This is a genomic window from Novosphingobium decolorationis, from assembly GCF_018417475.1.
GTDB lineage: Bacteria > Pseudomonadota > Alphaproteobacteria > Sphingomonadales > Sphingomonadaceae > Novosphingobium > Novosphingobium decolorationis.
On record NZ_CP054856.1, the window covers coordinates 3,255,564 to 3,268,323 of the forward strand.

Annotated in this window: 10 protein-coding genes; 8 read left to right on the top strand and 2 right to left on the bottom strand. The window is 66.2% G+C overall.

Annotated features, from left to right (window positions below):
* The first annotated feature begins 1 nt into the window (after nucleotide 1).
* The 5 genes from HT578_RS15120 to HT578_RS15140 are packed head-to-tail and all read left to right on the top strand — an operon-like array spanning nucleotide 2 to nucleotide 4,401.
* Nucleotides 2-1,396, top strand: coding sequence for a DUF58 domain-containing protein (locus HT578_RS15120; protein ID WP_213500479.1), 1,395 nt, complete (start codon nucleotides 2-4; stop codon nucleotides 1,394-1,396).
* The gene (locus tag HT578_RS15125) at nucleotides 1,393-2,472 is read left to right on the top strand and encodes a stage II sporulation protein M (RefSeq protein ID WP_213500481.1); all 1,080 of its coding nucleotides are present in this window, start codon (nucleotides 1,393-1,395) and stop codon (nucleotides 2,470-2,472) included. The genes HT578_RS15120 and HT578_RS15125 overlap by 4 nt, the downstream gene beginning before the upstream one ends.
* Entirely contained in the window at nucleotides 2,472-3,422 is a 951-nt protein-coding gene (locus HT578_RS15130) for an RDD family protein (RefSeq protein ID WP_213500483.1), read from the top strand. Before HT578_RS15125 ends, HT578_RS15130 begins: the two co-directional genes overlap by 1 nt.
* Nucleotides 3,419-3,889: a GNAT family N-acetyltransferase gene (locus HT578_RS15135; protein WP_239026314.1), complete on the top strand. Its 471-nt coding sequence runs from the start codon at nucleotides 3,419-3,421 to the stop codon at nucleotides 3,887-3,889. The genes HT578_RS15130 and HT578_RS15135 overlap by 4 nt, the downstream gene beginning before the upstream one ends.
* Nucleotides 3,889-4,401 (top strand): GNAT family N-acetyltransferase, encoded by a 513-nt coding sequence (locus tag HT578_RS15140; RefSeq protein ID WP_213500485.1) that lies wholly within the window; start codon nucleotides 3,889-3,891, stop codon nucleotides 4,399-4,401. Before HT578_RS15135 ends, HT578_RS15140 begins: the two co-directional genes overlap by 1 nt.
* Nucleotides 4,402-4,426: 25 nt before the next feature.
* Here HT578_RS15140 and HT578_RS15145 read toward each other — a convergent pair whose 3' ends face one another.
* On the bottom strand, nucleotides 4,427-5,443 hold the full coding sequence (locus HT578_RS15145; RefSeq protein WP_213500487.1) for a zinc transporter ZntB: 1,017 nt from the start codon (nucleotides 5,441-5,443) through the stop codon (nucleotides 4,427-4,429).
* A gap of 92 nt (nucleotides 5,444-5,535) precedes the next feature.
* Between HT578_RS15145 and ispG the strand changes: the two genes are divergently transcribed.
* The 3 genes from ispG to HT578_RS15160 are packed head-to-tail and all read left to right on the top strand — an operon-like array spanning nucleotide 5,536 to nucleotide 7,958.
* On the top strand, nucleotides 5,536-6,684 hold the full coding sequence (ispG, locus tag HT578_RS15150) for a flavodoxin-dependent (E)-4-hydroxy-3-methylbut-2-enyl-diphosphate synthase (protein WP_213500489.1): 1,149 nt from the start codon (nucleotides 5,536-5,538) through the stop codon (nucleotides 6,682-6,684).
* A complete protein-coding gene (locus HT578_RS15155; protein ID WP_213500491.1) occupies nucleotides 6,681-7,418 on the top strand; it encodes a hypothetical protein in 738 nt (245 codons plus the stop codon). Before ispG ends, HT578_RS15155 begins: the two co-directional genes overlap by 4 nt.
* 9 nt (nucleotides 7,419-7,427) lie before the next feature.
* Nucleotides 7,428-7,958, top strand: coding sequence for a retropepsin-like aspartic protease family protein (locus HT578_RS15160; RefSeq protein WP_213500493.1), 531 nt, complete (start codon nucleotides 7,428-7,430; stop codon nucleotides 7,956-7,958).
* Nucleotides 7,959-8,391: 433 nt separating this feature from the next.
* Here the strand turns inward: HT578_RS15160 and rpoC are convergent, their stop codons facing one another.
* Nucleotides 8,392-12,687: a DNA-directed RNA polymerase subunit beta' gene (gene rpoC / locus HT578_RS15165; protein ID WP_039389266.1), complete on the bottom strand. Its 4,296-nt coding sequence runs from the start codon at nucleotides 12,685-12,687 to the stop codon at nucleotides 8,392-8,394.
* Between the last annotated feature and the right edge of the window lie 73 nt (nucleotides 12,688-12,760).

Below are 12,760 nucleotides of genomic sequence, written 5' to 3' on the forward strand. Positions count from 1 at the left end.
AATGAGCGCTCCGGCCGATCTTCCCATCAAGCACGGCTCCGTGGCCGCGGCCGGGCAGGTGCATCGCCCCGAGGGGCGCACCCTGCCGGTGCTGCCGACCGGGCGTGCGGTTCTGGCCCTGGCGCTGGTCGCACCGATTGCCCTGGTGATCGGGGCGGCGGCTCCGCAGGCCTGGTTGATCGCGCCTGTGGCCGCGTTGGTTGTGCTCGCGCTGGTCCTGATCGACGCGCAGCTGGCCGGGCGGCTGGGGCTACTCGCGCTGCGCTTTGCCGAGGACTGCGAAGTGGGCGGAGAGTTCGTCCTGCACGCCGATGCCGCGATGCTGGGAGGCCGTGCGCGTGCGATGCTGCTGGTGGTTGAGGGCGATCCGCGCCTCGTGCCGGAAGGCCGCTGCGAGATCGCGCTGACGCCGGACGGGGCAGACTGGCGGGGAGGGCGTGTTCTTGCGCCCACGCGCCGGGGTACCGCACGTCTGGGCGGGGTCTGGCTGCGCTGGACGGGGCCGCTCGGACTGGGCGCCCGGCAGTTCACCGGCGCATTGGAGCGCGAGGTGCGCATCTGGCCCAATGTCGCGGCGGTGCGCTCGCCCGCCTTGCAGACCTTTCTCAAGGACGCGCAGTTTGGCCTCATCGCACGCCGGATGCGGGGCGAGGGCACCCAGTTCGAGGCGCTGGCCGAATACCAGCCCGGCATGGACCGGCGCCGGATCGACTGGAAGGCTTCGGCCCGCCATTCGCATCTCTACGCCAAGGAGTTCGAGACCGAGCGCAACAACCAGATCGTCTTCGCCTTCGATTGCGGCCAGGCGATGAGCGGCCCGGTGCGCGGCATGCCCCGGCTTGACCGCGCGGTGTCTGCCGCGCTTGCGACCTCCTATGTCGCGCTCAAGGGCGGGGACAAGATCGCGCTCTTCGGCTTTGCCGCAAGGCCCGAGGTGCGAACGCCGTTCGTGACCGGGCAGGGCGCGTTCCTGCGCCTCCAGCGCGCCGCGGCGCAGCTTGAGTACCGCGCGCAGGAGCCCAACTTCACGCTCGCGCTCGCCACCTTGTCGGGCCAGCTCCAGCGCCGTTCGCTGATCGTGGTCTTCTCCGACTTCACCGATCTTACCAGTGCGCAGCTGATGATCGAAAGCGTGGGGCGCCTGCTTTCGCGCCATGTCGTGCTGTTCGTGACGCTGGTCGACGATGAGCTGGAGACGCTCTCGGCGAAGGAACCCGATTCGCTCCAGGACCTCTCCGAGGCGGTCGCCGCAGACCTCCTGCTGCGTGAGCGAGCGCTGGTCCTGAAGCGCCTCCAGCAGATGGGCGTCGACGTCATCGAGGCACCTTACGATGCCATCGGGCCGCGCCTCATCGACGCCTATCTCGAGATCAAGCGCGCAGGAGCGATCGGATGAGCGGCAGCGTTCAGGACAACGGTCAGGCGGCTTCGGCCCTTGGCGCCATCGAGAGCGCGGCGCTGCGTTCGGACCGCTTCCGCCTGGAGCGCGAGGCCGACTGGCAGCGCCTGGAGGCCATCGTGCGCAAGATGGAGAAGGGACGCCTGCGCAAGGTCTCGGACGAGGACCTGCTGGCCTTGCCCGGGCTGTACCGTGCGGCGGCCTCGGGGCTTTCGGTCGCGCGGGAGACCTCGCTCGATGCCGCGACGGTGGCCTATCTGGAAACCCTCGTCCAGCGCGCCTGGTTCGTGGTCTACGGGCCGCGGACCTCGCTGGCGGGCTGGCTGCGCAGCTTCTTTGCCGGGGGCTGGAGTGCGGCGGTGCGCGCGATTGGCGCCGATGTCGCGGCCTGCTTTGCGATCCTGGTTGCCGCGGTTGCGGCAGGCTGGCTTCTCGTCGCCAACGATCCTGAATGGTACTTCGCGCTGGTGGGGCGCGAGATGGCGGGGCCGCGCGTTCCAGGTGCGACACCCGAAATGCTGCGCGCGACCCTGTTCGACAACGCCGACCAGAACGGGCTCAGCGTCTTTGCTGCCCAGCTTTTCAGCAACAACGCGCAGGTCTCGATCCTGGCTTTCGCGCTGGGCTTCGCCTTCGGCATCCCGTCGGTGCTCCTGCTGGTGCAGAACCTGGCGCTTCTGGGCGCCATGCTCTGGCTCTACAGCGGGGCCGGGCTGACCCTCGATTTTGCAGGCTGGATCGCAGTGCACGGGACGACCGAGATCTTCGCGATCCTGCTCTCGGCCGCCGCAGGCCTTCATATCGGGCGCACGCTTGCCTTTCCGGGGCCAAGGCCGCTGCTGAGTGCGGCGGCGGCGGCCGGGCAGCGCGCGGCCGTGGTCATGGTGGGCGTGGTCCTCATGCTTGTGATCGCCGCGCTTCTGGAAGGCTTCGCACGCCAGCTCGTCGACACGACCCTGGGGCGTTTTTCCATCGGGGGCTTCATGCTGGTCGTGTGGTGCGCCTACTTCTTCGCGTTTCCCGGCACCCGCCGCTGGCGTGAGGAACGCGCCGGGGAAGGGGGGCTGCGCTGATGGCCCGCAAGGAACGCAAGGGGCGCAAGGTCCGCAAGGAAGCCCCCGGCCTGGGCCGCACGCTGCTGACGCCTGAGGGCATTTCGCTCTCCATCGCCATTGCCAGTCGCGGCGCGCGCTTCGGCGCGCTGCTGCTCGACCTCTTTTTCATTGGCCTTCTGATCACGGTGGTCTCGGTCAGCCTCCTGTTCATGGCGGGCGGCGCGGCGTCGATCGAGCGCACGCTCTCCAGCGGGACGACGAGTGGCTATGCTCTCCAATTCCTGCTGGTCGTGTGGCTCATCGTCCTGTTCCTGTTCCGCAACGCCTACTTCCTGTTCTTCGAACTGGGCCCGCGTGGAGCGACGCCGGGCAAGCGCATCAATGGCCTTCGCATCGCCGCGCGCGACGGCGGCCGGTTGACGCCCGAAATGGTGATCGCGCGCAACCTCCTGCGTGACATCGAGCTGTTCCTGCCCATCGTCTTCGTCGCTTCGGCGGGAGCCGAGAGCGGACTTGCCTGGCTTGCGGCGACGGCCTGGTTCCTCATCTTCATGCTTTTCCCGCTGTTCAACCGGGATGGGTTGCGCGCAGGCGATGTCATCGCGGGGAGCTGGGTCGTCCAGGCGCCCCGCCCCAAGCTGGCCAGGGCGCTGTCGGTGGAGGCTCCGGCTGAGGCGGCGAGCACCGCCGCGACGTCGGAGGGCCCGAAGTACCGCTTTGGCGAGGATGAACTGGCGGTCTACGGCGAATACGAGCTCCAGGCACTTGAACGCGTGCTGCGCGACAAACGCGCCAAGGCGATCGAGCCTGTCTACCACACCATCTCCGACAAGATCGGCCGCAGCGATGGCTGGGGCGATGAACGCGCCTTCCTAGAGGCCTATTACACCCAGCTGCGCGCGCGGCTCGAAGCGGGCCTGCGCATGGGCGTGCGCAAGGCCGACAAGAACACAGAGGAAACCCGGTGACCCCCACCCGTTACACGATCCGCCGCGACGACCTGTCGGGTGAGGCCATCCTGGCGCTGCTCCAGTTCCACCTGGATGAAATGCACCAGTGGTCCCCGCCCGAAAGCGTCCATGCCATGCCCACCGAGCGGCTGCGCCAGCCCGACGTCACGTTCTTCTCGGCCTGGGACGGGGCGAGTCTGGCAGGCTGCGGGGCGATCAAGCACCTGGACGCGGGCCATGGTGAACTGAAGTCGATGCGCGTTGCGCCCGCCTACCGGCGCCAGGGGGCGGGCCGTGCGCTGCTCCTGCACCTCATGGAAGAGGCGAAGGCGCGCGGCTATACCCGCGTGAGCCTGGAAACCGGGCGCCCGGAGGCCTTCGTGCCCGCGCATAATCTCTACCTCTCGCACGGCTTCGTTGAATGCCCGCCCTTTGCCGACTATGTGGCGGACGATTTTTCGATGTGCATGACGCGGGAATTGTAATGGACCTTCGCGAAGCCGGCCCCACCGATGCGGTAGCCCTTGCCGAGCTGGGCGCGCGCTCCTTCACGGCGAAGTTCGGGCACCTCTATCGCCCCGAGGACCTGGCGAATTTCCTCGCCGAAGCGCATTCGGAAGAGAATGTCGCGGCCGAGATCGCCAATCCGGCCATGCCGATCATGCTCGCGCTCGAGGACGGGCGTCTGCTGGGCTATTGCAAGCTCAAGCTTGCCTGCGGCTGGCCAGAGCACGCGCGCGGGACGAAGGCGATCGAACTGAAGCAGCTCTACACCGACCCGCAGGCGACCGGGCGTGGCATCGGTGCCAAGCTGATGAACTGGGCGCTGGCCAAGGCGCGGGTCGAGGGCGCGGACGAGATCCAGCTCTCGGTCTACTCGGAGAACCCGGGCGCGCAGAAGTTCTACCAGCGCTACGGCTTCGAGAAGGTGGGCGACATCTTCTTCATGGTCGGCGAGAAGCGCGACGACGAGTTCCTCTACGCGCTCTCGCTCTGATCGGCTTGGGAACGTCGCACAGGGCTCAGAACAACTTCCACTTCCAGAACATCACCAGCTGGACGAGCAGGATCGCCGCGCACAGCGCCACGACCACCCAGAACGCATCGGGGTCCTGCATGCCGGGCATGCCGCCCACGTTGATGCCCAGGAGCCCGGTCACGAAGCTGAGCGGCAGGAAAATGGCCGCGACAATGGTGAGCAGATAGCTGGTGCGATCCGCGCTCGCCGCCGCGCGGGCGCGCAGGTCGTCCTGCAGGACCACGGCGCTTTCCTTGCTGATGTCCAGATCGTCGAGATAGCGCCGCAGACGGTCGATGGTCTCGGCGATCTCGCGCCGGTCGTGCTTCTCGAACCATTCCGGCGCCTCGCGGCTGATCCGTTCGAGCGCTTCGTGCTGCGGGGCCATGTGGCGCTTGAGGCCGAGGCAATTGCGCCGGATCGTCGCGATCTTGTCGAGCATGGCTTCGGGATCCTCGTCGGGATCGGTCTCTTCCAGCTGGTCGATCACCTCGTTCATGTCGATGATCGAGCGGTTCATGCGCGCGATCATGTGCTCGACCAGCAGTGTGATGACCGCGCCCGCATCGAGCGCACCGGTGCCCTTGTCGAGCTCGGCCATCACCGCGCGCGGGGTCTGCAGGGGGCGGCGGCGCAAGGTGACAAGGCGGCGCCCGTCGCACCACACCTGCAGCGAGACCATGTCCTCGGGCTCGGCGCCGGGGTTGAAGTTGATGCCGCGCAGCGTGGCGACCAGCGCGTTGCCTTCGCGAAAGGCGCGCGGACGGGTGTCCTCGCTGGTGAGAAGTTCGACCGTGGGTTCGGGCAGGCCCAGTCCTTCCCCCAGCCATTCCGCCACGCCATCGGCATTGCGGCACAAGTGCACCCAGAGCATTTCCCCGGGCTTGCCGGGTCGCCATTCCTGCGCGTCCTCCCACGAAACCGCGCGTGCTCCGCCGTGTCCGTCGAGCACGCGTCCGAACAGGAGGGGCGTGCCGGTCTCGGTGTCGTCGGTCGGGTCGTAGAGGCTGGTTTCGATCATGGAGACCTGAATGCCCGAAACGGGCGAAGGTTCAAGCGAGGTTTCTGGCAAACGGGCTTCAAACTAGGGCTGCATGTCCCTATAAGGGCGCCATGTCTTCGATCCGTCCCTGGCGCACTATCGAGCGCCGCAAGAGCCGCCAGATCATGGTGGGCAGTGTTCCCGTTGGTGGTGATGCCCCGATCACGGTGCAGACCATGACCAACACCCTCACGTCCGATGCCAAGGCGACGATCGACCAGATCCGCCGTTGCGAGGAGGCAGGGGCGGATCTTATCCGGGTGTCCTGCCCCGACGTGGAGAGCACCGCGGCCTTCAAGGAGATCGCCCGTGCGGCGACGGTGCCGCTGATCGCGGACATCCACTTCCATTACAAGCGCGCGCTCGAAGCGGCCGATGCGGGCGCGGCGTGCCTGCGCATCAACCCGGGCAACATCGGCTCGGACGAGCGTGTGGCCGAAGTCGTGCGTGCGGCCAAGGCCAATGGCTGTGCGATCCGCATTGGCGTCAACGCAGGTAGCCTGGAAAAGGATCTCCTGGAAAAGTACGGCGAGCCGTGCCCCGAAGCGCTGGTGGAATCCGCGCTCGATCATATCAAGCTTCTGCAGGACCACGACTTCCACGATTACAAGGTGGCGGTAAAGGCGTCGGACGTGTTCCTCGCGGTCGCGGCCTACCAGGGTCTGGCCGAAGCCACCGACTGCCCGCTGCATCTGGGCATCACCGAGGCAGGCGGTCTCATCGGCGGGACGGTCAAGTCCTCGATCGGCATGGGCAACCTGCTCTGGGCCGGGATTGGCGACACCTTGCGCGTCTCGCTGTCGGCCGAGCCGGAAGAGGAAGTGCGCGTCGGCTTCGAGATGCTCAAGGCCCTCGGGCTTCGTACGCGCGGCGTGCGCGTCGTCTCGTGCCCTTCGTGCGCACGCCAGGGCTTCGACGTCATCCGCACGGTCGAGGCGCTGGAAGAGCGTCTGCAGCACATCAAGACGCCGCTCTCGCTCTCCGTGCTGGGCTGCGTGGTCAATGGCCCCGGCGAAGCGCGTGAGACCGACATCGGCCTCACTGGCGGGGGCAACGGCAAGCACATGGTCTACCTGTCCGGCCTCACCGACCACACGGTCGAGGACGCGGACATGCTCGACCATATCGTGAAGCTGGTCGAAGCCAAGGCGGCCGAGATCGAGGCGGCGGACGAAGCGGCCAAGGATGCGGGCAAGGTTCCGGCGGAACCCGCCGAGTGAGCGGCCTCGGGTCGGAACTGCGCGGTTTCGGCCTGAGCCTTCGTGATGCGCTGCGGGTCTTTCGGCTCGCACCGCTTGCCCTCCTTCTGGTGATGGTGCCCGAGTTCGTCCAGCACGTGGCCGAGATCGGGCTGGGCATGTTCGCCAGCGACGAGGCCTTCCGCACGCTGGCGCAGGACCCCACCCGCTGGGCCTATGGGACGGCCAAGCTGGTCGGCCTGCCGCTGGCCGTGCTCTTTACCGCGCGCGTCTGGGCCAACCGGGCCCTGGGGCGTCCGGGTTGGAGCCTCGCCGGTGTCGCCTGGCGACCGCTGGCTCTGGGGCTGATCGTATTGGTTGTGTGCTCGCTCCCGGGGAGTCTGGGGCTTGGTTTCGCTCCCGCGGCACGTCTCGTCCTTGGGTTCGGACTGACCTTGCTCAGCCTGCCGGGCGTGGTGCTGATGATCGCGGGTATTCTGGGAGACCGCGCCTTCGGGCTGCGCGACGCCTATGTCCGGGGCTGGAGCAAGGCGCTGCGCATTGCGCTCTACATCGCGCCGCCCTGGCTTTTCCTGCAACTCCTGCACGAGGCCAACCACACCGCCGCACTCGGTCAGCCTGACGCCCTAGTCTGGGCTCTCATGGCCTTCGACACGCTTGTCGTAGGGCTCATGGCGGCCGTTGCCGGAACGGGCGCGCATCACGGCTTCATCGGCCCGCGCGGCATTAACCCGGAAGAAGTGTCCGCCAGCTAGATTGCCGCCATGCGCGCTGCACCGATCGTTCTTCTCCTCCTGACCGCCGCCGTGGTCGGCTGGATGGCCCCGGGCCTCTCGACCTCGACTTCCACGAGCGATGTCACAGCATCCCAAGCCGCCGCAGAGGCGGCCGCTGGCGAGGCCCGGCGGGAGGCCTGGCTTGCAGGTGGCAGCGTGCTGGAACGCGCGGGCGACGGGCACTTCTATCTCGACGCACGGGTGGACGGGCAGAGCGTTCACTTCCTCGTCGATACGGGCGCCAGCATCGTGGCTCTAACGGCTGAGGACGCCCATGCGGCCGGGCTCGACTGGAACGAGGACGACGTGCGCCCGATCGGGCGGGGCGCCAGTGGCACGGTCTACGGCGTACCTGTGAAGCTCGCGCGTATCGAGGTTGATGGCCTGAGCGCGGAAGGTGTGGAGGCGGCGATCCTGCCCGAAGGGCTCGACGTATCGCTGCTTGGCCAGTCGTTCCTCGCCAAGCTGCCCGGTGTTGCCATCGAGGGGGATCGGATGTTGCTGGGCGTTGCGGACTAGGAAGATAGATTCAAGGGGCCATCGCCCCTTGACCCCCAAATGGGCGACCTCACCTTTTTCGGCCAGGGTGGCGTGTGAAAGGTGAGTTCAACGGTTTGGGGAGCCCGAGGGCGATGGCCCTCGGAAATTCCCGTCTTCCCGTTCAGCGCGCGAAGAGCTCGACGAAGTCGGCCAGACCCGCGAACAAAGTCAGGATCGCCATGGCCAGGACCGAGGCGGTGGCGGCGGCGAAGACCTTGGAATCGGAAAGCGGCATGAGGCGGTCCATGGTTGCGTGACTGGGATCTCTTCTACCGTGCAGGGGACGTGCAGGCCATGACGCCGGACCTGAAGAATCGGCACTTGGTCGAACGGGGGCGCCCAAAGCAAAAGGCCCCGCCGGATCGCTCCGGCGGGGCCTTTTTCGTGCCTGTCAGGCGGGAGAGGGGGAGGCTCAGGCCTCGGTGTCGCCCTCGTCGCCCTTGATCAGGTAATCGCCCGCATCGGCATCGGTGCCGTGGGTTTCGCCTTCGACGGCGGCCAGCGGATCGTTGCCGAGGTCATCGGCAGGATCGCGCTGCAGCTCGGCGGCGTGTTCCTGCGCCGCGCTGTCGGCCGCGACAAGCGCTTCCTGCATGCGACGGTAGGAGGCGCGCAGGGCCGCATCGCGGCTGGAAGCGGCCACGCGGACGCGGTTCATGCCTGCACCGGTACCGGCGGGGATGAGACGGCCGACGATGACGTTTTCCTTGAGGCCGATCAGCGAGTCCTTCTTGCCTTCCACGGCCGCCTGCGTGAGCACGCGGGTGGTCTCCTGGAAGGACGCGGCCGAGATGAACGAACGGGTCTGCAGCGAGGCCTTGGTGATGCCCAGCAGCACCGGCTTGCCTTCGGCGGGCTGCTGGCCCGGCTTCAGCTTGCCGTTGATCTCGTTCATTTCCTCGTAGTCGACCTGCTCGCCCGGAAGCAGCGTGGTGTCGCCGCTCGCGGTGATCTCGACCTTCTGCAGCATCTGGCGAACGATCACCTCGATGTGCTTGTCGTTGATCTTCACGCCCTGCAAGCGATAGACTTCCTGGATTTCCGCGACGAGGTACTCGGCGAGAGCTTCCACGCCCAGAACTTCCAGGATGTCGTGCGGGTCGGGCGAACCGGAAATCAGGTTGTCGCCCTTCTTGACGAAGTCGCCTTCCTGCACGTCGATCACGCGGCTCTTCGGGATCAGGTACTCGACCGGTTCACCCTCTTCCGGGATGATCGCGATCTTGCGCTTGGCCTTGTAGTCACGCACGAACTCGATGCGGCCCGAGACCTTGGCGATGATCGAGTTGTCCTTCGGCTTGCGGGCCTCGAACAGCTCGGCAACGCGCGGCAGACCACCGGTGATGTCACGGGTCTTGGCGGCTTCGCGGCTGGCACGGGCGATGATGTCGCCCGCTTCGACCATCTGGCCGTCCTCGACCGAGAGGGTGGCACCCGGCGCCAGCATGTAGCGCGCGGATTCGCCCGAGTTGTCGTCGAGAAGGGTGATGCGCGGACGCAGGTCTTCCTTCTTCTTCGAACGGCTCGTCGAACGGTCCTCGGTGACGACACGGCTGGTCATGCCGGTGGCATCGTCGACCTGCTCGGTCAGCGTACGGCTGTCGATCAGGTCCTGGTACTTGATGATACCGCCGGTTTCCGTGATGATCGGGAGCGTGAACGGGTCCCACTCGGCCAGACGTTCGCCTTCGGCCACCGTGGCGCCGTCTTCGTGGAGAAGAACGGTACCGTAGGGGACGCGGTGCATGGCGCGCTCGCGGCCCTCGGTGTCCATGACCACGACTTCACCGTTGCGGGCCAGCGAGAGCTTGCGGCCGCGCTTGTCGGTGATGGTCGGGATGTCACGATAGTGGACGGTACCCTCGCAGATCGATTCCAGGTGGCTGGTTTCGTTCAGCTGGGCCGCACCACCAATGTGGAAGGTACGCATGGTGAGCTGCGTGCCCGGTTCACCGATCGACTGTGCGGCGATGACGCCGACGGCCTCGCCGATGTTGACCGGAGTACCGCGGGCAAGGTCACGCCCGTAGCAGGTCGCGCACACGCCCTGTTCGGCTTCGCAGATCAGCGGCGAGCGGATGCGCGCCGACTGGGTGCCGGTGCCCTCGATCGCAGCCACCGCGGCTTCGTCGAGGAGCTGGCCCTTGGCGGCAACCAGCGTGCCGTCCTTGGCGTGGATGTCCTCGGCCAGGGTACGGCCCAGGATACGCTCGGCAAGCGAGGCAATGACCGAACCGCCCTGGACGATCGCGCGCATTTCGAGCGCACGCTCGGTGCCGCAGTCGTCGATGATGACGACGCAGTCCTGCGAGACGTCCACGAGACGACGGGTCAGGTAGCCCGAGTTCGCGGTCTTCAGAGCCGTGTCGGCCAGGCCCTTACGGGCGCCGTGAGTCGAGTTGAAGTATTCAAGAACGGTCAGACCTTCCTTGAAGTTCGAGATGATCGGCGTTTCGATGATCTCGCCCGACGGCTTGGCCATGAGGCCGCGCATACCGCCCAGCTGCTTCATCTGGGCCGGGCTACCACGTGCACCCGAGTGGCTCATCATGTAGATCGAGTTGATCTGCGCCTGGCGGCCCGTTTCCGGGTCGATCGGCATGGCCTTGAGCTCGTCCATCATGGCGTTCGCGACCTGGTCACCGCAACGGCTCCAGGCGTCGATCACCTTGTTGTACTTCTCCTGCTGGGTGATGAGGCCGTCCTGGTACTGCTGCTCGTAGTCGGCAACCAGTTCCTTGGTCTCGGCGACCAGCGGATCCTTCTGGGCGGGGATGATCATGTCATCCATGCCGAAGGAGATACCGGCCTGGCAGGCGTTCTTGAAGCCCAGCGACATGATCGCGTCGGCGAAGAGGACCGTGTCCTTCTGGCCGGTGTGACGGTAGACCTGGTCGATGACCTCGCCGATGTCCTTCTTGGTCAGCAGCTTGTTGACCACGTCGAAGGGCACGGTGTGGCTCTTGGGGAGGCACTCGCCGATGAGCATGCGGCCCGGCGTCGTCTCGAAGCGCTTCATGTACTGCGCGCCGTTCTCGTCGGTCTGCGGCACGCGGGCCTCGATCTTCGAGTGGAGCGTCACCGCACCGATCTGGAGCGCCTGGTGGACTTCGGCCATGTCGGCAAACTTCATGCCTTCGCCGGGTTCACCCTCACGGTCCATCGAGAGGTAGTACAGGCCCAGCACCATGTCCTGCGAAGGCACGATGATCGGCTTGCCGTTGGCGGGCGAGAGGATGTTGTTGGTCGACATCATCAGCACGCGCGCTTCGAGCTGGGCCTCCAGCGAAAGCGGCACGTGGACGGCCATCTGGTCACCGTCGAAGTCGGCGTTGAAGGCCGAGCAGACGAGCGGGTGCAGCTGGATCGCCTTGCCCTCGATGAGGACGGGTTCGAACGCCTGGATGCCCAGACGGTGAAGCGTGGGCGCACGGTTGAGCATGACCGGGTGCTCGCGAATGACTTCGTCGAGGATGTCCCAGACTTCCTTGCGCTCCTTCTCGACCCACTTCTTGGCCTGCTTGAGGGTCATCGAGAGACCCTTGGCGTCGAGGCGGGCGTAGATGAACGGCTTGAACAGCTCGAGCGCCATCTTCTTGGGCAGGCCGCACTGGTGCAGCTTGAGTTCGGGGCCGGTCACGATGACCGAACGGCCCGAATAGTCGACGCGCTTACCCAGAAGGTTCTGACGGAAGCGGCCCTGCTTGCCCTTGAGCATGTCGGAGAGCGACTTCAGCGGACGCTTGTTGGCGCCCGTGATGACGCGGCCGCGGCGGCCGTTGTCGAACAGGGCGTCGACCGATTCCTGCAGCATGCGCTTTTCGTTGCGCACGATGATGTCGGGCGCGCGCAGCTCGATCAGGCGCTTGAGGCGGTTGTTGCGGTTGATGACGCGGCGGTACAGGTCGTTGAGGTCCGAGGTCGCGAAGCGGCCACCGTCGAGCGGCACCAGCGGGCGCAGTTCAGGCGGAATGACCGGGACGACTTCAAGGATCATCCACTCGGGACGGTTACCCGAATCGATGAACGATTCGACGACCTTGAGGCGCTTGATGATCTTCTTGGGCTTGAGTTCCGACTTGGTCGTCTCAAGCTCCTGGAGAAGGTCCGCGCGCTCCTGTTCGAGATCGAGCTCCATGAGCATGATCTTGACCGCTTCGGCGCCGATGCCGGCCGAGAAGGCGTCTTCGCCATACTCGTCCTGCGCGTCGAGCATCTCGTCTTCGGTGAGCAGCTGGAACTTCTCGAGCGGGGTCAGGCCCGGCTCGATGACGATGTAGCTCTCGAAGTAGAGGACGCGCTCAAGCTGCTTGAGCTGCATGTCGAGGAGCAGGCCGATGCGCGAGGGCAGCGACTTGAGGAACCAGATGTGGGCGACGGGAGCGGCGAGCTCGATGTGGCCCATGCGCTCGCGGCGCACCTTGGTGACGGTAACCTCGACGCCGCACTTTTCGCAGACGACGCCCTTGTACTTCATGCGCTTGTACTTGCCGCACAGGCACTCGTAGTCCTTCACGGGGCCGAAGATGCGCGCGCAGAACAGGCCGTCACGCTCGGGCTTGAACGTGCGGTAGTTGATGGTTTCCGGCTTCTTGATCTCGCCGAAGGACCAGGAGCGGATGCGCTCGGGGGAAGCCAGGCCGATCTGGATCTGATCGAAGGTCTCGGGCTTCGCCATCTGGTTCGTGAACTTGGTCAGGTCGTTCATAGTTCAGTCCCTCTGGGGGTAAATTCGTAAGGCGGGCGGGGGAGGAGGGGCAGGCCGGTGAAGGCCCGCCCCC